We start from the raw sequence: 26174 nt of genomic DNA, 5'->3' as shown, positions 1-26174 counted from the left end.
GTATGCGTCCGGTTATCCCATCTTGACATGGGCCGCTCACAGATAGCTTAGCAAGAGATCAAGCCGCGGGTTTACAGCAACCAGCTTCACCACCGATCTGGATTGGTGGGCAGGGAACGGATCCGTACGAGCAGAACACACAGCAGTCACCGGCCTTCGGGCGCAAGACGGCGTGGCACCCTTCGCACTCATAGAACCATTGGCAGGCATCGGTGGGCATCTCTTCGGTCTTCATATGACCGCACTCGGGGCAGGTGAAGACAGAGGTCAGGATGACATCGCTCATGGGTTTACAGACACAACAGTGGACGGGAATCCGGCGTTCTTGGTCGCACTGGTCAGGGCCTCAACCTTCACCTTGGCACTGTCAAACACCACTGTGGTTTCCCGCTTGGGCAGGTTGGACTTGACGTCGATGACCCCATCGATCCGGGTCAACGCCAATTTGACGGTGATTGGGCAGGTCGGGCAGTTCATCCCTGGCACCGAGAGGACCGCACTCTGCTGGGCCGCCCAGCTCGGCCCGATGAGTAGCATTGCCGCCGCAGGGATGATCCATCGTTTCATTGCAGAACCCTTCATTCAGTAGAACCAGTGGGCGATCCAGGGGAACGCCAATGAAATTCCCAGTAGTAGGACTACCAGCAGGAACAGCACCTTGTAGGACCGGTTGACCATGGGGCGCTCACAGACCTGGCCCACATCGCACGCTACCGCAGGGCGCCATATCCGGCGTCCTGCAACCACCAAGGCAATCGCCGCCGCCCCCATGAACCACGGTTGATAAGGCTCCAGCAGCGTCAGAGAGCCGATCCAGGCCCCGGAGATGCCCAGCATGATCAGCACCAGGGGGCCCAGGCAGCAGGCGGAGGCGAGCAGCGCCGAAATACCACCAGCAATCAGGGCCTTGCCGCCGCCAGTGGTCTGGCCCGGGTGGTCGGTAGATGTTGTAGACATGCGATAAGCTTACTTCCGTACCAAAGTACAGAGTCAAGCGCCATGACCCATACCCCTTCACAGTCCGACGGCAGCATGACGATCGGAGATCTCGCGAAAGCGGCCGGTGTGAACGTCGAGACCATCAGGTTCTATCAGCGCAAAGGGCTGATGCCAGAGCCGGACCGTCCTGTGGGCAGCATCCGGCGCTATGGCCGAACCGACCAGTCGCGGCTCAGCTTCATCAAGTCAGCGAAGCGGCTGGGATTCAGCCTCGACGAGACCGCGCAACTGCTTCAACTGGAGGACGGGGAGAGTTGTACCCAAGCTCGGCGGCAAGCGGAGTCTAAGCTGGCAGAAGTCAGGCTCAAGCTGGCCGACCTCCAACGCATGGAGGCTGCACTCTCTGGCCTGATTCTGCTTTGCGGCTCTGGCAAGGGGAATGTGCGCTGTCCGCTGATCGCAGCCATGGAGGGGCACTAGATTCGATCAATCGGTTGAGGGATTCCAGCGATGCGGCAGCAGCTCACCGATACGGCTGTTGGGCCAGGTCGGCAGCCTGTCCATCACATCCTTGAGATAGGCATACGGATCAAGGCCGTTGAGCTTGGCCGACTGGATCAGGCTCATGATGGCAGCGGCTCGTTGCCCAGCCCGCAGGCTGCCCGCAAACAGCCAGTTCTTGCGGCCCAGCGCAATCGGGCGCATCTGGTTCTCGACCCAGTTGTTGTCGATCGGTATCCGCCCATCCTCCAGGAACCGGGTGAGCGCAGGCCAGCGGCGCAGGCTGTAATCCATGGCCTTGGCCGTGGCCGACCCACTGGGCACCTTCCCTCGGTGTTCTGTGAGCCAGAGGTGTAGGCGATCCACCGCCGAGCGGCTCTGCTGCTGCCGTATGCGCAGCCGCTCATCTGCCTCTACCCCCTGAGCCTGTCGCTCGGCCTCATAGATCTGTCCGATCAGGGCCAGCGCCTGCTCAGCGAGCTGACTCTTGTTGGCCGTGTGGAGCTCAAAGAACTTGCGCCTTGCATGGGCCCAGCAGCCTGCCTCCTGGATCTGTTCACCCATGAGCTGCTTGTACCCGGCAAAGTCATCGACCAGCAGCGTGCCCGCCCAGCCCTCCAGGAAGGAGGCGGGATGGCGCCCGGCCCGGGTCTCGCTGAAGTCATAGACCACCGCCCTGGTCTGCTCGTGCCGCCCTGGTGTGTAGGCCCACAGGTAAGCCCGCTGGGTCTTGCCATCTCTCTGAGCGGCCGGCTTGAGCATCTGCACCGGCGTCTCGTCGGCGTGCAGGACGGCGTGGGCAAGCACCTCTGCGCGCAGGGCGCTGGCCAGCGGTTGGAGTTGTACGCCACAGCTGCCCACCCACTGCGCCAGGGTGGAGCGTGGGATCGGCACACCAGCGCGGGCGTAGATAGCCTCCTGGCGGTGCAGGGGTAAGTGATCGGCGTACTTGGCCACCAGCACATGGGAGAGTAAGCCCGTGGTGGCCAGCCCCTTGTCGATGATGTGCGCATCCACCGGGGCCTGTCTGAGCGTCTGGCAGCAGGCGCAGGCCCACTTGCCCCGCACGAAGCGGTGGACCGTGAAGACGCCTGGGGTGTAGTCGAGCTTCTCGGCCACGTCCTCACCGATGCGCTTCATCGGCTGGCCGCAACACTCGGTGGAGGTAGGCTCATGGCGCAGTTCCTGGCGGGGAAGCTCCGGGGGCAGGGGTTGGCGCCTGGGCTGCTGGCGGGTTACCTGCTCGGCTGCGGGCTGGCCTGCGTCGCCCATCTGTTCGATCTCGAGCGCCACCGCCTGCAGATCCTCATCGAGGGCGTCCTCAAGGAGGCTGCGCTGCTCAGCGCTGAGCGCCTCGCTGCGGGCAGCGAACTTCATGCGCTTGAGCATGGCGTTCTCGAAGGTGAGCTTGTCGAGCAGCGCCTGCTTGTGGCGCAGCTCTGCAGACTGCTGCTGCAGCTGGCCCATCAGGCCCAGCACCAGTTGGCGCGTGCCCTCGTCCATGCTCTGCAGATCCACCGCTTCGTTCATGGCAGTGATCATGACCGGTGCCAGTGGCTGTGCCCATTGGCACATTCACGAATTGAAGAGCGCACACGCCCCGTTCAAGATCACAGCACCGTGATGACACCTGCCTGCCCAAGGCGCTGCCAGGGTAGGCCCGTGACCAGGGCTTGTAGCTGCTCCTGGCTCAGTGGCAGGCGGGGAGTGCTGGAGTTGCCCCAGACAAACCGGCCCTGATGGAGCCGGCGTGCAACCAGCCAGACGCCAAAGCCGTCGTGGACCAGCACCTTCATGCGGTTGGATCTGGCGTTGGCGAACAGGTAGGCGTGATGGGGGTGGGCTGCGCCGAAGACTTGTACGACACGGGCCAGAGCGGTCTCTGTACCCGCTCGCATATCCAGGGGTTCACAGGACATCCACACCGCATCGATGCGGATCACCGCAGCACCTCGCGCAGCAGGGTCCCGCAGTGCTCGAGTGGGCACTGTACGCTCACGATCAGGTCACCGCGGCGCAGTTGCAGCTCAACCGGTCTCGGGGCGGTGGGAGCAGTCTGATCCGCGCTGCCTGCGGGCGCTTGGGGCACGGCAGGACTGAGCAGGTCCAGGGGCACGGGAGTGAACCTGGGCTGCATCGCTTGCGCGATCTGGCTACCCGGCATCCCAAGAGGCGCTCGGTATGCAGCGCCGGCCTCCCTGATCCAGCGGTGGACCATGTTGGAGTGCAGCCCATGGGCCAGAGCAACACCGCCCACGCTCGCTCCGGGTTGGCGGCACTTGGCCAGCACCTCGGCCTTGAAGTCTTTGCTGTACTCACGGCGGCGCGGTCGCCCTTCGTTTGAAATCTGTTCCATCGTCTCCACGATCCTCCAATCGTGGGGACGATGCCCGCTTCTCAACTCACATTCAAGATGGGTTGACCGGACGGATACGGTAAACGAAGTCGGCGGCACAGTTGCTGGAGGGCGGAGCGCCCGCGCGCGGTTGTGATGTGCTCTTGACGAGCTGCTTCTGCAAGGGTCGATCCGTTTAGTACGGCTCTGAGGATGGCGGCCTTCGTGAAGCCAGAAATCATGATCAGTCCTTTGTGAACACTCGACAGTAAATAGAGCCCGCTCTGGTCAAACCTTGCGTGTGGTTTGACGACAAGAGTCGCCACTCTATAGCGGACGATGACCTTTTTGGTGCTCTGTTTCTCCTGGAGAAAGCCAGTTGTTCAGGGTGCAAAAACCTGTGGTGCGCGCGCATCAAACTCGATGCCATCAAGACTCAAGTGATGCTCGCGCACAACCGAGTCGGCTACCTCCCGCGCCGCCGCATCAACCGATACACCGCCGGTATCACCAGCATGGACAGCAGCGGCGCACTGATCATCCCTCCCACCATCGGTGCGGCAATGCGCTGCATCACCTCGCTGCCCGTGCCGTTGCCCCAGAACAGCGGCAGCAGGCCCGCCACGATCACGGCCACGGTCATGGCCTTGGGGCGCACTCGCAGGACCGCGCCCTCGCGGATTGCGTCCAGGAGATCGGCATCGGTGTCCTGACCAACGGCCTCGCGTGCCGCCCAGGCCTGTTTCAGGTAGAGCAGCATGATCACGCCGAACTCGGCCGCCACGCCGGCCAGCGCTATAAAGCCCACCGCGCTGGCCACTGACAGGTTGTGACCCAGTGCCCACAGCAGCCAAACGCCGCCCACCAGCGCGAACGGCAGTGTGGTCATGATCAGCAGCGCTTCGTCGAAGCGCCGGAAGGTGAGGTATAGCAGCACGAAGATGATCAGCAGCGTGAACGGCACCACCAGCTTCAGCTGGGCGGCGGCCCGCTCCAGGAACTCGAACTGACCCGACCACGACACCGAATAGCCGGCCGGCAGATCCACCTGCTCGGCCACCACGCGCTGCATCTCCCTCACTGCGCCACGCAGGTCGCGCCCACGGATGTCCACGTACACGAAACCAGCCAGCCGGGCGTTCTCGCTGCGCAGCATGGGTGGACCGTCCGAGATGGCGATGCGGGCGACGTCCGACAGCACAAGGCGCTGGCCCCGGGGGCTCACGATGGGCAGGGCGCGCAGGGCCTCCAGCGAATCACGCAGTTCGCGCGGGTAGCGCAGGTTGATGGCATAGCGCTGCAGGCCTTCGACGGTCTGTCCGACCTCCATGCCACCCACCGCACCCGCGACCACGTCCTGCACGTCGGCGATGTTCAGGCCGTAGCGCGCCGCGTCATCGCGCCGGATGTCCACGTCGATGTAGCGCCCGCCGGTCAGGCGCTCGGCCAGCGCGCTGCTGACCCCAGGGACCTGCTTGATGGCGGCCTCGATCTGACCTGTGAGGCGGTCGATGGTGGCCAGGTCGGCGCCGGCCACCTTCACGCCCACAGGGCTCTTGATGCCGGTGGCGAGCATGTCGATGCGGTTGCGGATCGGTGGTACCCAGATGTTGGACAGGCCGGGCACACGCACCGTGCGGTCCAGTTCCTCGACCAGCTTGTCGGGCGTCATGCCGGCGCGCCACTGGCTGCGCGGCTTGAACTGGATGGTGGTCTCGAACATCTCCAGCGGTGCCGGGTCGGTGGCGCTGTCCGAGCGGCCCGCCTTGCCGTAGACGCTGAGCACCTCGGGCACGGTCTTGATCAGGCGGTCGGTCTGCTGCAGCAACTCGGCGGCCTTGCCGGCCGACAGGCCGGGCAGCGCGGTCGGCATGTACAGCAGGTCCCCCTCGTCCAGCCGGGGCATGAACTCGGCACCGATGTGCTTGAGCGGCCACAGGCTGGCCAGCAGCAGCACGGTGGCCACCACCAGCGTCAGCTTCGGTGCCCGCAACACCGCGTTCAGGCAGGGGCGGTAGAGCGCGATCAAGAGCCGGTTCAAGGGGTTGGCGTTTTCATCGGGAATGCGTCCCCGGATCAGGTAGCCCATCAGCACCGGGATCAACGTCACGGCCAGCCCCGCCGCCGCCGCCATGGCATAGGTCTTGGTGTAAGCCAGGGGAGCGAACAGCCTTCCTTCTTGCGCCTGCAGCGTGAACACCGGGATGAAGCTCAGCGTGATGATCAGCAGAGAAAAGAACAGCGCGGGCCCGACCTCTGCGGCCGCCTCACCAATCACGCGCCAGCGCGGTTCGCCCGAGAGGACCTGCCCCGGGTGCTCATGGCCCCAACGCTCCAGGTGCTTGTGCGCGTTCTCGATCATCACCACCGCAGCGTCCACCATCGCGCCGATGGCGATCGCGATGCCGCCCAGCGACATGATGTTGGCGTTGACGCCCTGCTGCTGCATGACGATGAACGCCATCAGGATGCCCAGCGGCAGCGAGACGATGGCCACCAGGGCGCTGCGCAGGTGGAACAGGAACAGCACGCAGACCACGGCCACCACCAGAAACTCTTCCAGAAGCTTGAACCCGAGGTTGTCCACCGCACGCTCGATCAGCCCGGAGCGGTCGTACACCGGCACGATCTCCACGCCCTGGGGCAATCCGCTTTGCAGTTCGGCCAGCTTGGCCTTGACGGCCTTGATGGTCTGCAGCGCGTTCTTGCCCGAACGCATCACGATCAGGCCGCCGGCCGCTTCACCTTCGCCGTCGAGTTCGCCGATGCCGCGCCGCATCTCCGGCCCGAGCTGTACCCGGGCCACGTCGCCCAGGCGCACCGAGACGCCCAGGTCGCTCGTCATCAGCGGGATGGCCCGGAAATCATCCAGGGTCTTCAGGTAGCCGCTGGCGCGCACCGCGTATTCGGCCTCGCCCAGTTCGAGCACCGATCCCCCGGCCTCCTGGTTGGCGCGGCCGATCGCCTCGCTCACCATCGTCTGCGTGATGCGGTAGGCAGCCAGCTTGTCGGGGTCGAGCACGATCTGGTACTGGCGCACCATGCCGCCGAGGCTGGCCACCTCGGCCACGTCCGGCACGGTCTTGAGCTCAAAGCGCAGGAACCAGTCCTGCAGCGAACGCAGTTGGTCCAGGCTCTGTCGGCCGCTGCGGTCCACCAGCGCGTACTGGTAGATCCAGCCCACGCCGGTGGCGTCGGGCCCCAGGGAGGACTTGGCCGACGGCGGCAGCCGCGACTGCACCTGGTTGAGGTACTCCAGCACGCGCGAGCGCGCCCAGTACAGGTCCACGCCGTCATCGAAGAGCACGTAGACAAAGCTGTCGCCGAACAGGGAGTAGCCCCGCACCGCCTTGGCCCCGGGCACCGACAGCATGGTGGTGGTCAGCGGGTAGGTGACCTGGTTTTCGACGATCTGCGGCGCCTGGCCGGGCCAGCTGGTGCGGATGATGACCTGGGTGTCCGAGAGGTCGGGCAGCGCGTCCAGGGGCGTGCGCAGCATCGACACCACGCCCCAGGCGGTGAGCATCACGGTGGCCAGCAGCACCAGGAAGCGGTTGCCGATGCTCCAGTGGATGAGCCGCGCGATCATGGTTTCGCTCCTTGAGCGGGAGGTGCCACGCGCTCGATCCGGGTGATCTGCGGTTCGGCACCATCCTGCGTGTGGAACTCGATGCGCACCGGGTCTCCTCGGGACAGTCCGCTGGGCCGTTGTTCGGGAGGCGGCAGGCGGAACGCCATCGTCATCCCGGGCCACTTGAGCGCCGGGATGGCGGGGTGGGTGAGGGTCACGCTGTCCCCGTCCACCGCGTCGATCACGGCATCGGTGCGGTGCAGATCCGCGGCCGCCGCAGGGGCAGCAGCCGCCGGGGCCTGGTTCAGGCGCGCCTCCAGCCCACGCAGGCTGGCCTCGGAGTCGATCAGGAACTGGCCCGACAGCACCACCCGCTGGCCGGCCTGCAGGCCTTGCACGATCTGCGTCTGGCCACCGGCCTCACGTCCCGCACGAACCTCCACGGGCCGGAAATGCCCGCCGTCTTCGGCCAGCATCACCACGCTGCGGCGACCGGTGTGGATCACCGCGTCGCTGGGCACGAGCAGGGCCGGCTGGCGTACCGGTTCGGCGAACCGCATCTGCACGAACATGCCCGGCACCAGTCTGCCGCCGGGGTTGTTCAGCTCCAGTCGCGCCTTGAGCGTGCGCGTGGCGGGGTCCACCTCGGGCAGGATAGCCTGCACCCGTCCCTCGAAGGTCTGCCCCGGCGCTGCCGGACTGGTGGCGCTGACCTTCGCGCCGGGCTGGAGTTGTGCCACCTGGCCCTCGGGCACCTGGCCCTCGGCCCAGACCGTGGCTGTGCCTTGCAGGCGCATCAGCGGCATGCCCGGCATCACGGTCGCGCCCTCGCGCACCATTAACTCGGTCAGGGTCCCGCTGATCGGCGCGCGCAGCGTGAAACGGGGTTGCACCGTACCGGTCCGCACCACGTGTTGAATCTGTGCCGCGTCCATGCCGGCCTGGCGCAGGCGCTGGGTCGCGGCGTCGCGCAGCGGCCCCAGGTCGGCGCCGGGCATGCGGGTGATGGCCAGGTACTCTTCCTGCGCGGCCACCCAGTCGGGAACGTAGATCTCGGCCAGAGGCGCACCGGCCGCCACGCGGTCCAGTGCGGCCCGGACGTGCAGCTTCTCCACGAAGCCCATGGACCTGGCGCTGACCACCACCTGGTTCCGCTCGTTCCAGGCCACGTTGCCCGCCACTGAAAAACCGCCCGCCAGCGTGCCTTGAACCACCTCTCCCGTGCGAAGCCCCAGGCTTTGCTGGATGCGCGGGCTCACCGCCACGGCGCCGGTGTCGGCACTTGCGTTCGCGCCGCCGGCGTAGCGCGGCACCAGCATCATGTCCATGAAAGGCGATTTGCCCGGGGCCTCGAAGTTCTTGCCGGGCACCATGGGGTCGTGGTAGCTCAGGATCACCCGGCCGGTTACCGGGTCCACGTCGCCCGCCTTGAGCCCGTCTCGGAGGTGGCGGGCTGTGGCTTCGCCGCCTTGAACCACGCTCCAGGCGTCCGGGTCCTGCGGGGCGCTGGCGGCGCGGGGTGCCGGCTGGGAAGACCCCATCTCCATGCCAGAGCGCATGCCGGCGGTCCACGCGCCGTAGCCCACCGCTCCCAGGGTCGCCACGGCCACAACGCCAAGGCCGATTGTTGTTCGGACGTTCATGGTGTCACTCCTTTGGCTGCAGCAGCCGGTTCGGCGGGGATGAGGTAAGCGAGCTGGGCCCACAGGCTGGCGGTCGAGCGTTGCAGTTCGATGCGCTCCATCCGCAGGTCCAGCGCCATGCGCCGCGCGGCCAGCACCTCGCTCAAGGGCGTCCGGCCGCCCCGGTAGGCGGCCAGGGTGGTCTGGATGCGCTGCTCGGCCAATGGCAGCCGCTCGACGTCGATCAGGACGAGTTGGGCCAGACCGGCCCGCCAGGCTGCCTCCCAGCGACGGGCTTCGGCCTGGTGTTCCCGGGCGCGTTCTTCGCGTTCGGCACGCAAGCCGTCCACCTGGGCGAGCCGGGCCGCGAGTTCCCGGTCCTGCCGCTGGGGACGATCCCAGGGCAGTGGGACCGAAACCGCCAGCGAGACCATGTTCGGGTAACCCGAGCCACGCAGGCTGAGGATGAGTTCGGTGCTCCAGTCGGGTTCGCGCTCCTGTCGCGCCACCTCCGCCTCGGCGGCCATGGCCGCCTCCTGCGCCGAGAGCCGCAGCAGTTCGGGGTGGTGCGTCAGACGCTCGCTCACATCGCCAGTTCCGATGGGTGAAGACGCCAGATCGGGCGGGGCGGCCAGCGGCTGATCGGGGGTGCTGCCGGTCCAGCGGGCCAGGGTGAGGCGGGCGTTCTGGCGCTCGGCTTCGACGCCCAACAGGGTTTGCTGCAACTGGGCGACCGACTCCCGCGCCGCGATCCAGTCGGCCGGCGATCCGCTGCCGCTGCGTGCGGCCGATTCGCTGGCCTGCACGAGCAGCCGAGCTTCGCCCAACTGCTCGTGCAACACAGCCAGACGCTGCTCCAGCGCGTGCCGCTCCAACCACGCCATGGCGGTTTCTCGGCCAATGGTGGCGGCTTGCTCCACGCGCCCGGCTTCGGCGGTTTGCGCTTCGCGTTCAAAGCGCGCCGTGCGTGCCTGGCGCTTGGCTGCGCTGGGCAGTGTTTGCATCAGCGACACCGATTTCGCGGTCATGAAATCGCGGCTGGTGCTGAACCGGTCTGGCCCGGACAGCGGGACGTTGTCCAGCGACAGACGCAGGACCGGGTCGGGGCGCTGGCCGGCGGCCACGGCCATGTCCCGTGCCGAGCGGGCGGCCGCGTCCTGGGCGACCAGCGCGGGGGAGCGCGCCAGCGCCGCCTGAACGGCTTGAGGCAGCGAGAGCGCCTCTGCCGCGTGCGCGATGGAGGACATCGCGAGGCCGATCAGGACTGCGATGTGTGCGGTTGTGATCGTGGTGCGGTGGCGGGTGAGGATGCGGCCGCGAGCGCGGACCGACCCACCGGACGCCGGGGAAAGGGGTTCCATGTTTCTGCTCCAAAAGAATGCACACGGGCTGAGCACGCGCAGGGATGCGCGGTCGCCGCTGCTGAGCACCGGCCCGCCTCCAAGGGCTGGTCGGTGTCAGGGTGGAAACGTCAGAGCAGGGAAGGGGGGCGCCAGATGCTGGCGGGCGAGCCGCGCAGTGGCTCGGGGGGCGCGGGTACGTGCAGATCGTTCACAGGAAGCGCCTGCGCCACGGCCATGACCGGTGGCACCACAAAGCCCGTAGGGGCCTGGCACTCCTGCCCGGTCTTGCACATCTTGCCGGTGAGCTGAAAAGTCTCGGCGTCGTTGCAGCAATCGTCCATCGCCATGTCCGGGCTGGTGCCGGCCGTGTCGCCTTGCAGGGCCATGGCCGCTTCCATCGGGCATGGTGGTTGCAGGCGCACGCCACCACCCCAACCCTGCAGAGGAAGGGCCAGGCACAAGAGGAAGGCCAGGAACAGGCGCATGGGCGGATTCTAGGACGATGCGTCCCGCGTGGGAAAGCTCAGGCAGAAGGTGGTCGCCAGATCGTTGGACGCCACCGATGCGGAGCCTCCGTGGGCTTCCATGATGGCTCTGGTGATGGACAGGCCAAGGCCCGTGCCCTCTGAGTCGGGGTGGCTGCGCGACTTCTCGGTCCGGTAGAAACGGTCAAACAGCCGCGGCAGATCGGCCGCCGGGATGGCGGGGCCGGCGTTGTGCACGCAAAGCTGGATCTGACCGTTGCCCTGGTTCACCGACACTCGCACGGGCGCGTTCGGCGGTGAGTACCGGATCGCGTTCGACAGCAGGTTGCTGATCGCGCGGCGGATCATCAGCCGGTCGCACACAATGCGCGCATCGCCGTCGGTGTTCAGGCGGATCAGCTTTTCCTCGGCGAGCGCTTCGTAGAAGTCGAACAGGTCCAGCACCTCGTCGCGCAGTGACACGGTCTCGCGGTGCGGCAGCTCGATCCCGTGCTCGGTCTTGGCGAGAAACAGCATGTCGGAGACCATGCGGGCCAGCCGCTGCAACTCCTCGGCGTTGGAGGCCAGGATGTCCTGGTACACGCCCACCTCCCGCTTCTGCGTCAGCGACACCTGGGTCTGGGTCAGCAGGTTGTTGATGGGGGTGCGCAGTTCGTGCGCCAGGTCGCTGGAGAATTCCTGCAGCCGCGCAAAGTCGGATTGCAGACGTTCGAGCATGGTGTTCAGGCTCTGCGCCAGGTCGGCGAACTCCGCCGGCACCGCGTCCACGGGCATGCGCTGGTCCAGCTTCTGGGCCGTGACCGTCATGGCGCGCTCTTTTATGGTTCGAAGCGGTGCCAGGCCCCGGCGGGCGGCCCACCAGCCCAGCAAGCCGCTGGCCAGGATGGCGCCGATCAGGTGAAGCGCCAGGGTCTGCCTGAGCGACTGCATGAAATGGGTGTGGTGCGCCGTGTCCAGCGCGATCAGCAGTTCAAGCGGTTGACCGTCAGCGGCCAAGTCCTTCCAGGTGGCAGGCGGTCGTATGCCCGCCTTCAGACCTCGCAGCGGTTGGTCGCCGACCGTCCAGTCGAAAGTGCGCCCATCTGAACCAATGGATGGTGACAGCGCTGAGAACACCGAACCCTTTTTGCCATAGACCAGCCGGTCGCTGTTGCGCAGCTCGACGGACAAGCCGTGGTGACTGGTCAGCAGCTCATCCAGCCGGGATGCCAGCATCTCCGATGACGAGGCCTCGCCGACGATGGTCTGCACCAGTTCGATCTTGTCCTTCAGGAAATCCCGGTCGAGTTCGACAAAGTGCCGCCCCACCGCGATCGAGACCAGAAGGCCCAGCCCGACGAGCACACAGGCCGAGACCAGGGTGTACAGTGCGGTCAGTCGCGCCGTCAGAGACAACCGGCCGAGCATCAGTGGGCGTCCTCGGGTGCTTCGAGCACGTAGCCCATGCCGCGCACGGTCTGGATCAGGCGCGGTTCGAATCCATCGTCCACCTTGGCCCGCAAACGCCGCATGGCCACTTCGATCACGTTGGTGTCGCTGTCGAAGTTCACGTCCCACACCTGGGATGCGATCAGGGAGCGCGGCAGCACCTCTCCGTGGCGGCGCATCAGCAATTCCAGCAGACCGAATTCCTTGGCCGTCAGATCGATGCGTTTGCCGGACCGGGTCACCCGTCGGCGCAGCAGATCGAGCTCCAGATCGGCCACTTTCATCGAGGTGGCTTCCAGGCCTGAACGGCCGCGCCGCAGGATCGTCCGGACCCTGGCCAGCAACTCGGCAAAAGAAAACGGCTTGACCAAGTAGTCGTCGGCCCCCAGCTCCAGGCCCTTGACACGGTCTTCGACCTGATCGCGTGCCGTCAGGAACAGCACGGGCATCTGGCGCCCCTGGCTGCGCAGGTTCTTGAGCACCTGCCATCCGTCCATGCCAGGCAGCATGACGTCCAGGATCACCAGATCGTGATCGCCTTCCAGGCCATGGTGCAGACCATCAACGCCGTTGGTGACTAGGTCCACGGCGTAGCCCGCCTCGCGCAGACCTTGCTTCAGGTAGTCGCCGGCTTTGGGTTCGTCTTCAACGATCAGAATTTTCACGTTCACATTCTCCTGACCGCAAGTTTGCCCTCAGCGGAGCGGGCGTGACCGAAGCTGACATTTTTGTAATCTGACCGACAGGGAAGTGACGAACTCGCGCCGCCAGAATCCGCACCACTTGATCTGCATCAAAAGGAGCGAAAGCAGTGAAATCTTTGTTTTGTCACCGAGCCACAAGCCAACTACTGGTGGCGGGCCTGTTGGCCCTGCCGCTGGCGCTCTCAGCGCAAACGGCCAGCCCTTCGCAAGAACCCGACTGGCGCCGGGCCAACGACGCGGTGGGTGCACTCAAGCGTGGGCATGCCGACGTGCTCAAGTGGGAACAGGCCAATGCGGGGGCGTCCACCACGACGCCGGGTAGTACCACGGGTGTTGCCATTCCCAACGCAGAGGCCGCAGTTCGTATGGCCTGGACGGTCCATCGTGAACTGGCTCGTCCATTGTCGAAACTGGGTCCCCTGAATGAACAATTGATCGCAGAAGGCCGCTGGACAGAACTCGACTCAAGCCTACAACGGCGCGTCGAAGATGCTGGTGAGGTGCTGGAGGTGGCTGCAGCGGGGCGCAAAGCCTGGGTTGAAGCTGTGGCCGCTCAACAGGTTCTGAAACACCAGCGCGACATGATGGAGGCCGCCCAGGCCGCCCTTGAACTGGGGCAGCGCATGGTGACGGTGGGCAACTGGAGCAAGTTGCAACTGTCGCAAGTTCAACTCGCGGCATCGACCGCCCGCATGAATCTCCGGCGGGCGCAGCAAGCCGCCGCCCAGGCCCAAAACAAATTGGTCAAGACGATGGGGCAAACGGGTTTGCAGGATGGGTTTGTGCTCCCAGACCAGCTTCCCGCCATCCCGGCGCAGGCCATGACGGAAGCCGATCTGCAAAAGCGTGCCGACGCGATCCGCAACCAATTGCCTGGAGCTGAGAGCCTGCGCAACCGAGCGCTGGCCAGAGGCGCCATGAAGGTTTACTGGGCCGCCCATGCGCTGGCGCAGGACAGCCAAGGGGATGTGCTGAAGACCCGTGAGTTCATCACCGAAGAAACGGTGCTGCACTACAACGGCATGCTCAAAAGCGTCTGGGATCTGCTGGACGAGGTGCGCAACCAGTCCCAAGCCACGGTAGACGCCATTGGCGCACAGCGCGACTTCTGGATCGCCGAGACCGATCTTCAGTGGGTCTTGCAGGGCGGAGAACCGGACAGCTTCGTCTCGCTGGGTGGTGCCGGTGGAGATGCACCGACTGCGGCCGCACATTGAAAGGACACAACACATGACAAACACAAACTCCAGACGACAGTTTTTTGCCGGCGCCGCCGCATCCGTGGCCGGCCTGGCCGTGGCCCGTTCCGCCCTGGCTGGTTTGCCAGAGCCCGTCATCCAGACGTCGGTCGAAACCGCTCCGCCTTTGATCCCGACAACCGGTCGGCCCTACAACCCGGTGGTCACCCTGAATGGCTGGACACTGCCATGGCGCATGAACGATGGTGTCAAGGAATTCCACCTGGTGGCCGAGCCCGTGGTGCGCGAGGTCTCACCGGGCTTCAAAGTGAACATGTGGGGTTACAACGGCCAGAGTCCGGGACCCACCATCGAAGTGGTGGAAGGCGACCGCGTGCGCATCTTCGTGACCAACAAGCTGCCGGAACACACCACCATCCATTGGCACGGTCAGCGTCTGCCCAGCGGCATGGACGGTGTGGGCGGCCTGAACCAGCGCGCCATCCCCGTGGGCAAGACCTATGTGTATGAGTTCGAGGCACGGCGTCCTGGCACCTTCATGTATCACCCGCATGCGGACGAAATGGTGCAGATGGCCATGGGCATGATGGGCATGTGGGTGACCCACCCCAAGGCCAAACACCCGCACATCAGCGAGGTGGACCGGGATTTCTGCTTCCTGCTCAATGCGTTTGACGTGGAGCCAGGCAGCAAGACACCCAAGATCAACACCATGACGGATTTCAACATCTGGTGCTGGAACAGCCGGGTGTTCCCGGCCATCGACACGCTGAACGTGCGATTGAACGACCGGGTGCGCATCCGGGTGGGCAACCTCACCATGACCAACCACCCGATCCATCTGCATGGTCACGAATTCCTGGTCACCGGCACCGATGGCGGGCCGACGCCACCGTCCACCCGCTGGTACGAGGTCACCACCGATGTGGCCGTGGGGCAGATGCGCCAGATCGAGCTGATCGCCGACGAAGAAGGTGACTGGGCCATGCATTGCCACAAGAGCCACCACACCATGAACGCCATGGGGCACGACGTGCCCACGATGATTGGCGTGGACCACCGCGGCCTGGTCAAGAAGATCCAGAAGGTGGCGCCCGACTACATGCTGATGGGTGAACGCGGCATGGCCGACATGGGCGAGATGCAGATGCCCATTCCCGACAACACGGCACCCATGATGACCGGCACCGGCCAGTTCGGCCCGCTGGAGATGGGCGGCATGTTCACCGTCTTCAAAGTCCGCAAGGACCAGAAGCCGGGTGACTACAAGGACCCGGGCCCCTACAAGTTCCCCGAAGGCACCGTGGCCTACGAGTGGAACGGTGCACTGCCCCCGACACCGCGTCCTGCGGCCAGCAGCGACACCACACCCGCCACCGCCCAGGCGATCAAGCCCACCGCCAAAGGCATGTCGCACTGAGCGCTCAGCGTATCCAAGTTCTCCTCACTGTTTCCCCAACCACAACCCTGAAAGACAACCATGAAATTCGTCAAGTTCCACATCGCTCCCCGTGCTGGCTTTGTTTTCGCTGCTGCGGCTTTGGCAGCTTCCGCCACGTTCGCTGGTGGCACCCACGGCGGTGGGCACGATGAGTCGCCGATCGGCGAGGCCGGTGTCGCCGCAAACGTCACACGCACGATTGAAGTGGACGCCGCAGACAGCATGCGCTTCACGCCTTCGAACGTGTCGGTGAAAAAGGGTGAAACCATCCGTTTTGTCATCAAGAACTCCGGCAAAGTGCCGCATGAGTTCAGCCTTGGCACGGAAAAAGAGCTCAAGGAGCACTACGAGGTCATGAAGAAAAATCCAGGCATGGAGCACGAAGAAGCCAACAAGATTTCGCTCAAACCCGGTAAGCAAGGTGAAGTGATCTGGCGCTTCACGAAACCCGGTGTGGTGGACTTCGCCTGCCTGCATGTGGGCCACTACGACGCTGGCATGAAGGGCCAGGTCAAGGTAGCCGCCAAGTAAGCGGCTTTCCCAGCATCACAACCTCCACCCAATCACACAAGGATTCACGATGAAACTGCGACTGGTTCTGAGCGCAACCGCTCTGGCCTTCACGGCCTTTGCAGTCAACCCCGTGTTCGCTCAGATGAACATGGACCACGGAAAAATGGGCATGGCAGCCATGCCCGGCATGACCGACGGCGAGGTCCGCAGGATCGACAAAGAAGCGGGCAAGATCACCATCAAGCACGGTGACATCAAGCACATGGACATGCCCGGCATGACCATGGTCTTCGTGGTCAAGGACAAGGCCTTGCTGGACAAGACCAGCGTCGGCGCCAAGATCCAGTTCATGGCCACGAACGAGAACGGTCAGATGACGGTGACGGATATCCAACCGGCGAAGTGATCCTTCACCGTTTCAAGTCACTCCGGTTGGCTGCGGCCGTCCTAGCTCTGGCAGGGGTTGCCGCAGCCTTTTTCGGGTGGCGATCTCCTGACCTCTTCCGATCAGAGCCTGTCGGGCTGCTTCGACCTGATGACGCCGTGATGCTCACGCAGGGCGCGCTGATCTACCAGGCCCGGTGCGCCATTTGCCATGGCGTGAAACTGGAGGGTCAAGCCAACTGGAGAGAACGGGGCCCAGACGGGCGATTGCCAGCGCCGCCCCATGACGAAAGCGGTCACACCTGGCACCACCCGGACGATGTGCTGTTTCAGCTGACCAAGGACGGCGTGGCGAAAGCCGCAGGGCTTTCGGACTACGCGACCAACATGCCCGCCTTCGGCGATTCCCTCAGCGACGCTGACATCGTCGCAGTGCTGTCCTGGATCAAGTCCCAGTGGCCACCCGAGACCCGATCCCAGCACGACGAGCTCAACCGCCAGGCGAGACAGCGTTCGCAACACTGAACCTGACTTTTTTGTCATCTTCGGGTCATCTTGCCGACCCGGATCGATTTCTACAGTGACGGCATGGCGTGAAGGTGTGACACGCACCCCCGGTGACCGATCACCTCCATGCCGGCTCTGGCAATCCCGCCAGCAGCCAGTCATGAAAGGAAATTGACATGTCCAAGTTGATGCGCTCTCTGGTGGCCGCCGCCATCGCCGGCATTGCGTTCGCAGCCTCTGCTCAGCAAGCCGCAGACCACACCCAGCACCACCCGTCTACCTCGGCGGCCAGCACCACAACCCAGCAGGCCACACCCCAGGCTGGTATGCCGATGGGCATGTCTTCGATGCCGCAGATGCAGGAGCACATGCAGCAGCACATGGTCACCATGCAGGCACTTCGCGCCAAGATGGCAGCGGCCAAAACGCCGGCCGAACGCCAGTCTCTGATGGCAGCGCACATGAAGGCGATGCAGGAGGGCATGGACATGATGAGGGGCATGAAATCCATGGGTGGCATGTCTGGCATGCCGGGGATGGGTACCCCTGGCACCGCCACGCCGGACCTGACCCAGCGCCATCAAATGATGGAAATGCGCATGGACATGATGCAAAACATGATGGAAATGATGATGCAGCGCATGCCGCAGTCCCCCGCCAGTACCGGTGCCCAGTGACCGCGTCCACGTTCTGAGGCAGCGCCAGCTTTCGTTTTCAGTCCAGGAGATTTTGTGATGTCGATGTATTCGCGGCGGCAGTTTCTGAGCGGCGTGGGTGCTCTGGGTGCTGCGACAGCCTGCCCGGGCATCTGGGCGGCCACCCTAGCCCAGTCAGGCCTGTCCCCAGAACAGATCCTTCGCCTTGAGGCACAGGCGGCGGGCTTCTCCAACCCCTTGCGACTCCCGGGAAGCAGCGGTCTCTTTGGCGTTCTGCGTGCGACAGACTTCAAGGAAGTCCATGTGGTCCGCAGCGAGATCGAAGTGCTACCGGGGCAGCGCACCCCCGTCCTGGCCTACGCAGTGGAATCGGGTGGCAAGAAGTTCCTCAACCCGGCGCTTCTGGCCCGCCGAGGCGACGAGATGCGGGTGAAGCTGATCAATCACATCGATCAACCGACGGTCATTCACTGGCATGGCCTGGGTGTCGACTCTCGCAACGATGGCAATGGCCTCAACGTGGTGGCGCCGGGTCAGAGCATGGACTACGCGTTTGCCTTGCAGGACCGGTCGTCGTTGTACTGGTACCACCCCCACGCCCACGGATACATCCCTCAGCAGGCCTATCACGGCCTGGCCAGCCTGCTGTTTGTCGAAGACGATGATGAAGCCGCCCTGCGCAAGGAGTTGGCGCTGGCGCTGGGCGAATCCGAAATCCCGCTGGTGCTTCAGGACAAGGAGTTCGATGCGCAAGGGCGCCTCCAGTACGCGCCCAGTGCCGCCCAGTCTTTCGGTGGCTGGGTGGGCAGCCGGCTGATGGTCAACCTGACCGAGCGTCCCCACCTGAAGGCCGGGCGTCGCATCATGCGTTTTCGCATCCTCAATGGCAGCAACGCGCGCAGCTACCGGCTCGCGTTCCTGCAGGACGGCAAGGCGCTGGGCTTCTACCTGGCGGGCACGGACGGTGGCCTGCTCGCGCAGCCCTTGCGCATCGATCAGACCTTCCTCTCCCCGGGCCAGCGGCTGGATGTGCTGGTGGATTTCCGGGAAGCCAACCCCACCCGCCCGGTGACCCTGGCGTCCTTGCCCTTCGATCCGATGCACCAGGAAGGTGGTCACGACATGGCCACGATGGACCACAGCCAGCATGGCGCTGCACAAGGTGCCGACTCGCCCGCAGCGATGGCCATGGAAGGCGATGCGCTGGCGCTGATGCGTATCGACCTGGCGCCGTCCAGCACGCTGTACGACCGCCGTCTGCCTGCACGCCTGTCCAGCCTCACCGCCCCGGCTGAACCGGCGGGCGCCGCGCGGCGCATGCAACTGGGCCACGATGGCCAGGGCCACTGGACGATCAACGGCGAGGTGTTCGACCACGCGGCGGTCCCATTGACCGTCCAGCGGGGCGCGCGTGAAACCTGGCTGATCGAGAACGCCGAACGCAGCATGCCGCACCCCATGCACCTGCACGGGTTCTCGTTCCGGGTGCTCGAGCGCCTGGGCAGTCCCGCGCAGGTTCGCTCCCTGGCCGGTGCACGCGGCCTGCTGCCTCAAGACCAGGGTGTGGTCGACACCCTGCAGGTGTGGCCAGGTGAATCCGTGCGGATCGCCATCGACTTTTCGCATGTGCACCCAGGCGATCAGGACTACGTCTTTCACTGCCACACGCTGGAACACGCCGAGGCGGGAATGATGATGCGATACGCGGTGAAAGCCTGACCAACCCATGCACGAGAGGTCACCATGAACCACCAGATCCCTTCTCCAACGCAAGCACCCAAAAGTTTTTGGCGTACACGACATGGCGTCGGCCTGATGGCTTTGGGCGCGGTCGCGGCTTTCTTTCTGCTGACCGAGCACCGGGCACACCTCTTCGGCGCCCTGCCTTTTCTGCTGCTACTGGCTTGTCCATTGATGCATGTATTCATGCACCGGGGCCACGGCAGCCATGGCCATCACTCCGAAGCGGAGCAGCCACGGATCGGAAAAGACGAAGCAAGCCAGTCCAACCAGGGAGATCGGTCATGAACCATGGTGAAACGGGCTATGGATTGTGGTTTCTGGTGGCTCTCAACTCGGCCGTCTTCATCCTGTTCGCCTTCAGCTTTTTCAAACCGGCCACCGCGCGCGATTGGAGAACCTTTGGCGCTTTCTCCGCTTTCATCGTGGCGCTGTTTGTCGAGATGTACGGATTCCCGCTGACCATATATCTGCTGTCGGGATGGCTGGCGACCAGGTTTCCCGGACTTGACCTGTTGACCCACGACACCGGGCACCTGTGGTCCACCTTGCTGGGCGAAAAAGGAGACCCCCACTTCGGGGTCTTGCATCTGGCCAGCTACGTCTTTCTGGGGTCTGGCTTTTACCTGTTGTCGAACGCGTGGCATGTTCTGTATCACGCACAACGGCGGCATTCGCTGGCGACCACCGGGCCTTACGCCCGTGTCCGCCATCCCCAGTACGGCGCCTTCGTGCTGATCCTGCTGGGCTTCCTGCTGCAGTGGCCCACCTTGCTGACCTTGATCATGTTCCCCGTCCTGCTGTGGATGTACGGGCGGCTCGCCCACACCGAAGAAAACGAAATGCGCAAGCAGTTTGGTGCGGCTTACGACGCTTACGCCCTGCACATCCCCCGGTTCATCCCTCGCATGGGCAACACACCGTCAAAGGCTGACTCGATGCCGAAGAAATGACGTGGATGTTCTCTGGCGGTGGGCGTTTCATTTTTATGGAGGTTGATATATGAACACGATGGTCTTGCAAGTCGAGGGCATGAGCTGCGGCTCATGCGTCAAGCGCGTCACGCAGGCGTTGTTGCCACTTCCAGGTGTCAGCGGCGTGGATGTCGATCTTCCCTCTGGCCGGGTCCAGGTGAGCGGTGAGCTGGCGCATGGCGGCGAGCGGTTGATTGGAGCCTTGACTGGTGCGGGCTACCCCGCGAAGCTGGCGTCAGACGCTGCCACGGCTGCAGCACCCTCTCGGGCCAAAGCCTCGGGTTGTCACAGCGGCAGCACGGGCGGCTGCGGTTGCCGCCGATAGACATGAGATCTCAACTTTTGATTAAGGAGTAAAAGATGGTCGATGAACAAGATGGCTTGTCAGGCGGGCGGTGGTCGGTGGCGTCCATGGCCTTGGCCGGCCTGTTGGTGGCCATGGCGCCCTGGGCTGCATGGGCCCAGACAAACCCCGCGGCGACCACCGAGCAGTCGTCCAGCGAGCGGGGGGTGACGGTCAAGGTGACCGCGAAGACGATCGGGCAGCCGGGCAGCCCGTGGGAATTCGCTGTCGTGCTGGACACGCACAGCGCCGATCTGAGCGATGACCTAGCACAAAGCGCCACCTTGACAACCGACGACGGGCGGACCCTCAAGCCCACGGGCTGGCAGGGCGCGCCACCGGGAGGCCACCACCGCGAAGGCGTGCTGGCCTTTGAGGTGCCGGCGCCGCGCCCGGGGGCGATCGAACTCCGGATTCACCGGCCGGGCGAACCCGCGCCACGCAGCTTTCGCTGGCAACTCTGAAGGAGTCATTCCATGGACCAGTCTGACAACGATGCCCCTGCGCCTTCGTTCTGGCGCCGCCCGGCCGGCAGGGCACTGGCAACCGCCGCCCTGATCGCCGGGTTCTACCTGCTGCGCGAGCACTGGGGCCATGTCCTGGGGTTTTGGCCCTACCTGCTGTTGCTGGCCTGCCCGCTGATGCACCTGATGCATGGGCACGGCGGCCATGGCCAGCACGGCAACCATGCGCAGACGTCACCGCGCACCCACAACAAAGGATAGGCCATGGACATGCATGCACAGCATCATCACGGCAGTCACTCCCCGCCCCAGCCCGTCTCGCCCACCGATCTCAAGGACCCGGTGTGCGGCATGACGGTCACGGCGCAGTCGGCGCACACGCTGAAACACGAAGGTCGGCCCTATTACTTCTGCGGTGCCAAGTGCCAGGGCAAGTTTGCAGCGAACCCACTGCAATACCTGGTATCCGCAGCGCCAGCGGCTGCGGCTGCGGCTGCCGGCACGGTCTACACCTGCCCGATGCACCCGGAGATCCGCCAGGACCATCCGGGTACCTGTCCCAAGTGCGGCATGACGCTGGAGCCCTTGCTGCCGGAACTCGAAGACGACGACAACCCAGAATTGCGCGATTTCCAGCACCGCTTCTGGTGGACGCTGCCTCTAACCGTCGTAGTCACGGTGTTGGCGATGTTCGGTCATCAGCTGCAGTGGTTTGAAACCTCGACCCAGACCTGGATCGAATTGGTGCTGTCGATTCCCATCGTGCTGTGGGCCGGCTGGCCCTTTTTCTCGCGCGGCTGGCAGTCCGTGGTGAATCGCAGTCCCAACATGTGGACCTTGATCGGCCTGGGCACAGGGGCCGCGTTTGTCTACAGCGTGGTCGCGACGGTCACGCCCCAGGTGTTCCCGGACTCGTTCATCTCCATGGGCCGCGTCGCCGTGTACTTCGAGGCCGCCGCCGTGATCATCTCGCTCACGCTGCTGGGCCAGGTGCTCGAACTCAAGGCACGGTCGCAGACCTCGGCGGCCATCAAGTCGCTGTTGGGCCTGGCGCCCAAAACCGCCCGCCGCATCCGCGCCGACGGCACGGAAGAGGACGTGCCATTGACCCATGTGCATGTGGGTGACGTGCTGCGCGTGCGCCCCGGCGAAAAAATCCCGGTGGACGGCGAGGTGACCGAAGGCGGCAGTTCGGTCGATGAATCCATGCTCACGGGCGAGCCGATGCCCGTGTCCAAACGGGTGGGTGACAAGGTGATTGGTGCCACGCTCAACACCAGCGGCGCGCTGGTGATGCGCAGCGAGCGCGTGGGCGCGTCCACCATGCTGTCGCAGATCGTGCAAATGGTGGCCCAGGCACAGCGCTCCCGGGCACCGATGCAGCGCATGGCCGACGTGGTGGCGGGCTACTTCGTCGTCACGGTGGTAGGCATTGCCTTGCTGACTTTCTTCGGCTGGGGCCTGTTCGGCCCCGAGCCGCGCTGGGTGTTCGGCCTGATCAACGCGGTGTCGGTGCTGATCATTGCCTGTCCCTGCGCCCTCGGTCTGGCCACGCCCATGTCCATCATGGTCGCGACCGGTCGGGGAGCCACGCACGGCGTGTTGTTCCGGGACGCCGCGGCGATCGAGAACATGCGCAAGATCGACACCCTCATCATCGACAAAACCGGCACCCTGACCGAGGGCCGGCCGAGTTTCGAGCGCGCCATTCCGGCGCCCGGATATGACGCCGACGAGGTGCTGCGCCTGGCCGCCAGCCTGGACCAGGGCAGCGAGCACCCGCTGGCCGAAACCATCGTGCGCGCCGCCCGCGAACGCGGCATGGCGCTGGACAAGCCCGAGAACTTCGAATCCGGCTCGGGCATCGGCGTGCGTGGCCAGGCGGCCGGGCGCCAGCTGGCACTGGGCAACACCACGCTGATGGAACAAATCGGTGTCTCCGTCGCGGCGCTGGTGCCGCAGGCCGAGGCCTTGCGTGCAGAAGGTGCCAGCGTGATGCACCTGGCGGTGGATGGCCAGCTGATGGGCCTGCTGGCGGTGTCCGATCCGGTCAAGGCCAGCACGCCAGAGGCCTTGGCGACCCTCAAGGCATCGGGACTGCGCATCGTGATGGCGACCGGTGACGGCCTGACCACGGCCCAGGCTGTGGCCGCCCGTCTGGGCATCGACGAGGTGCATGGCGAGGTCAAGCCGGCCGACAAGCTGCTGCTGGTCGAGCGTTTGCAGAAAGAAGGCCGCGTGGTGGCGATGGCCGGTGACGGCATCAACGATGCGCCGGCACTGGCCAAGGCCGATGTGGGCGTGGCCATGGGGACCGGGACCGACGTGGCGATGAACAGCGCGCAGGTGACCCTGGTCAAGGGCGATCTGCGCGGGATTGCGATCGCGCGGGCGCTGTCGGAAGCGACCGTGGGCAACATGAAGCAGAACCTGGTGTTTGCCTTTTTGTACAACGCACTGGGCATCCCGGTGGCCGCCGGTGTGCTGTACCCGTTGACGGGCTGGCTGCTGTCGCCTTTGATTGCTGCGCTGGCCATGAGCCTGAGCTCGGTGTCGGTGATCGGCAATGCGCTGCGGCTGCGACACGGGAAACCCTGACGACGCCTTCCGATGGGCTTGGTCGGACCTGTTCAACAAGAACGGACTTTGAGGACAAGAAGGAGAACCTCGCCACGCTCTGCGGACCATCTCAAAAGGGCTTGACTCTGTGGTCGCTACAGGGTTTTAAATGCGCCGATTGCTTCAAAGCCATTCCGAGAACCCTCATGAGTACCCTGCATCCCGAAGAACCCCATGCCAGCCACTCCTGTGGGTGTGGAACCACCTGCGGAGCGGGGCCATCTGCCACCGTGGTGCCCCCGCCAAAACCGGTTCCAGAAGGTGTACCGGTTTTTCGTATCCCTACCATGGACTGCGCGGCGGAAGAGGGCGAAATCCGCCATGCCCTGGCCGATCTCCCGGGCCTGCGCAGCCTGAGCTTTCAACTGGGCGCACGTACGATTGCCATCGATGCCCCTGCCGAGTCCGTCCAGCAGGCGTTGGATGCCATTCGCAAAGCCGGATTCAATCCGGTTCCCTTGTCCGAGGGCGCGGCAGGCGAGCATTCCGGGCACGATCACGATCATCGGCATGATGACCGGGGCCTTGCGCTGCCAGAAGGTCTGCCCAGATACGCGCTGGCATTGTTGTTGGCCTTTGGTGCTGAAAGCATCTCATTTTTTGCGCCGAGTACCCTGGTGTTCACCGGCCTTGGCATGGCCCTTGCGGCGGCGGCCATCGGCTTGGCCGGGTTTTCGACCTACGTGAAGGGATTGGCCGCATTGCGCAACCGGCGTTTGAACATCAATGCGCTGATGACTGTCGCGGTCACGGGCGCGTTCCTGATCGGTCAGTGGCCGGAAGCGGCCATGGTGATGGCCCTGTACGCGATTGCAGAGCTCATTGAGGCCCGCTCGGTGGACCGTGCGCGCAACGCCATCAAGGGCCTGCTGAACATGACGCCAGAAATGGCCGAGGTCCAGCAAGCTGATGGTTCCTGGTCTGACGTTCTGGTCAAGACCGTCGCGATCGGCTCCATCGTCCGTATCAAGCCTGGAGCGCGGGTTCCCCTGGATGGCGAGGTTGTCGCGGGGAACACGTCCATCGATCAATCGCCTGTGACCGGTGAAAGCATTCCTGTTGACAAAGCGGCCGGAGATCTCGTGTTCGCCGGCACCATCAATGCGACCGGCATGGTTGAGGTCAGGGTCAAATCCGAGGCCAATGACACGCTGTTGGCTCGCATCATCCACGCGGTCGAGCAGGCGCAGGGGTCGAGGGCTCCCACCCAGCAGTTCGTGGACCGCTTTGCCTCCATCTATACACCTGCGGTGTTTGCACTGGCATTGGCCGTGTGTTTGCTCACGCCGTGGCTCATGGGCTGGACCTGGATGCAGGCCATCTACAAGGCGCTGGTGCTTTTGGTCATTGCCTGTCCTTGTGCGTTGGTGATCTCCACCCCGGTCACGGTGGTCAGTGGTTTGGCTGCAGCAGCTCGTCGCGGCATTCTGATCAAGGGGGGCGTCCATCTGGAAGGCGCTCGCAAGATCAAGGCTATCGCGCTGGACAAGACCGGCACCATCACGCAAGGAAAACCCAAGCTGGTGGCGACCGAAGTTCTGACTGGTGGCCCCGGTGAATCACAGGTCCTGCGCTGGGCCTCGGATCTGTCGGCCCACTCCGACCACCCCGTCTCACAAGCCATCGCACAAGGGCTTGTGAGAGAGAAGGGCGGCAGTCAGTTCAATGGGTTCACCGCATTGCCGGGGCGTGGTGTTGAAGCCCAAGCCGATGGATTGACACTGATTCTGGGGAATCACCGACTGATGGAAGAGCGCGGCCTCTGCAGTCCCCAGATCGAGGCGCGTCTGGCAGAGCAGGAAGCACAGGGCCGCACGGTCACGATGCTGGCGTCCAGCAGCCAGGTGCTGGCGATCTTTGCTGTGGCCGACACCATCAAGGAGAGTTCGCGCGAGGCCATTGCAGAGCTTCACGCTCTGGGTGTGACGTCGGTCATGCTCACGGGTGACAACGTTGCCACCGCCAAGGCCATCGCGATGCAAGCTGGGATTGACGATGCGCGCGGCAATCTGCTTCCGGAGGACAAGCTCGCCGCTATCGAGGCGTTGCAAAAACAATTCGGCTGTGTGGCCATGACGGGCGACGGGATCAACGACGCCCCAGCGCTTGCGCGCTCCGACATCGGCTTTGCCATGGGTGGCGCGGGTACCGATACGGCCATGGAAGCGGCGGACGTGGTGATCATGAACGACGATCTGCGCCGCATTCCCGAGACGATCAGGCTCTCACGCAAGACCCAGTCCATCCTCTGGCAAAACATCGCATTGGCTCTGGGCATCAAGGCCGTGTTCTTGCTGCTCGCCTTGTTCAACGGCGCGACGATGTGGATGGCTGTGTTCGCTGATATGGGGGGCAGTCTGCTCGTCGTTTTCAATGGACTGCGGGTGCTTCGCATGGGGCGCTGAT

General features: G+C 64.5%; 27 protein-coding genes. 15 read left to right on the top strand and 12 right to left on the bottom strand.

What is annotated here, in order from left to right; all coding sequences use genetic code 11:
- Window positions 1-58: 58 nt before the first annotated feature.
- Genes BC358_RS22270 through merT form a run of 3 tightly spaced genes read right to left on the bottom strand, consistent with a single transcriptional unit; the run spans window position 59 to window position 957 of the window.
- Window positions 59-286 (bottom strand): GDCCVxC domain-containing (seleno)protein, encoded by a 228-nt coding sequence (locus tag BC358_RS22270; protein ID WP_079364968.1) that lies wholly within the window; start codon window positions 284-286, stop codon window positions 59-61.
- Window positions 283-567, bottom strand: a complete 285-nt coding sequence (gene merP, locus BC358_RS05015) for a mercury resistance system periplasmic binding protein MerP (RefSeq protein ID WP_079364967.1) — start codon at window positions 565-567, stop codon at window positions 283-285. The genes BC358_RS22270 and merP overlap by 4 nt, the downstream gene beginning before the upstream one ends.
- 15 nt (window positions 568-582) lie before the next feature.
- Window positions 583-957, bottom strand: a complete 375-nt coding sequence (merT, locus tag BC358_RS05010; protein WP_070401208.1) for a mercuric ion transporter MerT — start codon at window positions 955-957, stop codon at window positions 583-585.
- Window positions 958-999: 42 nt separating this feature from the next.
- Between merT and merR the strand changes: the two genes are divergently transcribed.
- Window positions 1000-1419 carry an Hg(II)-responsive transcriptional regulator gene (gene merR / locus BC358_RS05005; RefSeq protein WP_079364966.1) on the top strand — a complete coding sequence of 140 codons (420 nt, stop codon included), beginning with the start codon at window positions 1000-1002 and terminating at the stop codon, window positions 1417-1419.
- A gap of 6 nt (window positions 1420-1425) precedes the next feature.
- Here the strand turns inward: merR and BC358_RS05000 are convergent, their stop codons facing one another.
- From BC358_RS05000 to BC358_RS04960, 9 genes are all read right to left on the bottom strand, one after another.
- A complete protein-coding gene (locus BC358_RS05000) occupies window positions 1426-2970 on the bottom strand; it encodes an IS66 family transposase (protein ID WP_179130010.1) in 1545 nt (514 codons plus the stop codon).
- A gap of 80 nt (window positions 2971-3050) precedes the next feature.
- Window positions 3051-3383: an IS66 family insertion sequence element accessory protein TnpB gene (tnpB, locus tag BC358_RS04995; protein WP_079364965.1), complete on the bottom strand. Its 333-nt coding sequence runs from the start codon at window positions 3381-3383 to the stop codon at window positions 3051-3053.
- Complete coding sequence (locus tag BC358_RS04990) at window positions 3380-3796, bottom strand: transposase (RefSeq protein WP_143434174.1); 417 nt, start codon at window positions 3794-3796, stop codon at window positions 3380-3382. The genes tnpB and BC358_RS04990 overlap by 4 nt, the downstream gene beginning before the upstream one ends.
- A gap of 445 nt (window positions 3797-4241) precedes the next feature.
- Window positions 4242-7364 carry an efflux RND transporter permease subunit gene (locus BC358_RS04985; protein ID WP_079364963.1) on the bottom strand — a complete coding sequence of 1041 codons (3123 nt, stop codon included), beginning with the start codon at window positions 7362-7364 and terminating at the stop codon, window positions 4242-4244.
- On the bottom strand, window positions 7361-8989 hold the full coding sequence (locus tag BC358_RS04980) for an efflux RND transporter periplasmic adaptor subunit (RefSeq protein ID WP_079364962.1): 1629 nt from the start codon (window positions 8987-8989) through the stop codon (window positions 7361-7363). The genes BC358_RS04985 and BC358_RS04980 overlap by 4 nt, the downstream gene beginning before the upstream one ends.
- On the bottom strand, window positions 8986-10329 hold the full coding sequence (locus BC358_RS04975) for a TolC family protein (protein ID WP_079364961.1): 1344 nt from the start codon (window positions 10327-10329) through the stop codon (window positions 8986-8988). Before BC358_RS04975 ends, BC358_RS04980 begins: the two co-directional genes overlap by 4 nt.
- A gap of 110 nt (window positions 10330-10439) precedes the next feature.
- Window positions 10440-10796, bottom strand: a complete 357-nt coding sequence (locus BC358_RS04970; protein WP_079364960.1) for a hypothetical protein — start codon at window positions 10794-10796, stop codon at window positions 10440-10442.
- Between the two features lie 9 nt (window positions 10797-10805).
- A complete protein-coding gene (locus tag BC358_RS04965) occupies window positions 10806-12203 on the bottom strand; it encodes a heavy metal sensor histidine kinase (protein WP_079364959.1) in 1398 nt (465 codons plus the stop codon).
- Entirely contained in the window at window positions 12203-12889 is a 687-nt protein-coding gene (locus tag BC358_RS04960) for a heavy metal response regulator transcription factor (RefSeq protein WP_066159830.1), read from the bottom strand. The genes BC358_RS04965 and BC358_RS04960 overlap by 1 nt, the downstream gene beginning before the upstream one ends.
- A 146-nt stretch (window positions 12890-13035) precedes the next feature.
- On the opposite strand from BC358_RS04960, the gene BC358_RS04955 reads away from it, so the two are divergent.
- The 14 genes from BC358_RS04955 (at window position 13036) to BC358_RS04890 (ending at window position 26173) form a co-directional block, all read left to right on the top strand.
- The gene (locus tag BC358_RS04955; protein ID WP_127806696.1) at window positions 13036-14145 is read left to right on the top strand and encodes a TolC family protein; all 1110 of its coding nucleotides are present in this window, start codon (window positions 13036-13038) and stop codon (window positions 14143-14145) included.
- A gap of 13 nt (window positions 14146-14158) precedes the next feature.
- On the top strand, window positions 14159-15547 hold the full coding sequence (locus BC358_RS04950) for a multicopper oxidase family protein (RefSeq protein ID WP_079364957.1): 1389 nt from the start codon (window positions 14159-14161) through the stop codon (window positions 15545-15547).
- Between the two features lie 60 nt (window positions 15548-15607).
- Window positions 15608-16099 carry a plastocyanin/azurin family copper-binding protein gene (locus BC358_RS04945; protein ID WP_079364956.1) on the top strand — a complete coding sequence of 164 codons (492 nt, stop codon included), beginning with the start codon at window positions 15608-15610 and terminating at the stop codon, window positions 16097-16099.
- Window positions 16100-16148: 49 nt separating this feature from the next.
- Window positions 16149-16487, top strand: coding sequence for a copper-binding protein (locus tag BC358_RS04940; RefSeq protein WP_079364955.1), 339 nt, complete (start codon window positions 16149-16151; stop codon window positions 16485-16487).
- A 140-nt stretch (window positions 16488-16627) separates the two neighbouring features.
- Window positions 16628-16990: a c-type cytochrome gene (locus BC358_RS04935; RefSeq protein ID WP_079364954.1), complete on the top strand. Its 363-nt coding sequence runs from the start codon at window positions 16628-16630 to the stop codon at window positions 16988-16990.
- 158 nt (window positions 16991-17148) lie between these two features.
- A complete protein-coding gene (locus BC358_RS04930; protein WP_079364953.1) occupies window positions 17149-17649 on the top strand; it encodes a hypothetical protein in 501 nt (166 codons plus the stop codon).
- A 57-nt stretch (window positions 17650-17706) separates the two neighbouring features.
- Complete coding sequence (locus tag BC358_RS04925; protein WP_079364952.1) at window positions 17707-19347, top strand: multicopper oxidase family protein; 1641 nt, start codon at window positions 17707-17709, stop codon at window positions 19345-19347.
- A 24-nt stretch (window positions 19348-19371) separates the two neighbouring features.
- The gene (locus BC358_RS04920; RefSeq protein WP_079364951.1) at window positions 19372-19656 is read left to right on the top strand and encodes a DUF2933 domain-containing protein; all 285 of its coding nucleotides are present in this window, start codon (window positions 19372-19374) and stop codon (window positions 19654-19656) included.
- Window positions 19653-20321: an isoprenylcysteine carboxylmethyltransferase family protein gene (locus BC358_RS04915; protein WP_079364950.1), complete on the top strand. Its 669-nt coding sequence runs from the start codon at window positions 19653-19655 to the stop codon at window positions 20319-20321. Before BC358_RS04920 ends, BC358_RS04915 begins: the two co-directional genes overlap by 4 nt.
- A gap of 49 nt (window positions 20322-20370) precedes the next feature.
- On the top strand, window positions 20371-20667 hold the full coding sequence (locus BC358_RS04910; protein WP_079364949.1) for a heavy-metal-associated domain-containing protein: 297 nt from the start codon (window positions 20371-20373) through the stop codon (window positions 20665-20667).
- Window positions 20668-20702: 35 nt separating this feature from the next.
- Entirely contained in the window at window positions 20703-21149 is a 447-nt protein-coding gene (locus tag BC358_RS04905; RefSeq protein WP_079364948.1) for a hypothetical protein, read from the top strand.
- Window positions 21150-21161: 12 nt separating this feature from the next.
- A complete protein-coding gene (locus BC358_RS04900) occupies window positions 21162-21410 on the top strand; it encodes a DUF2933 domain-containing protein (RefSeq protein WP_079364947.1) in 249 nt (82 codons plus the stop codon).
- Between the two features lie 3 nt (window positions 21411-21413).
- A complete protein-coding gene (locus BC358_RS04895) occupies window positions 21414-23747 on the top strand; it encodes a heavy metal translocating P-type ATPase (protein ID WP_179130009.1) in 2334 nt (777 codons plus the stop codon).
- 167 nt (window positions 23748-23914) lie between these two features.
- The gene (locus BC358_RS04890) at window positions 23915-26173 is read left to right on the top strand and encodes a cation-translocating P-type ATPase (protein ID WP_079364946.1); all 2259 of its coding nucleotides are present in this window, start codon (window positions 23915-23917) and stop codon (window positions 26171-26173) included.
- Window position 26174 lies beyond the last annotated feature (1 nt).

Origin of the sequence: Hydrogenophaga sp. H7 (genome assembly GCF_002025745.1) — a bacterium.
GTDB classification, from domain to species: domain Bacteria; phylum Pseudomonadota; class Gammaproteobacteria; order Burkholderiales; family Burkholderiaceae_C; genus Hydrogenophaga; species Hydrogenophaga pseudoflava.
Note: the sequence above shows the minus strand (reverse complement) of the source record. Positions and strands in the feature narration are given on the sequence as shown.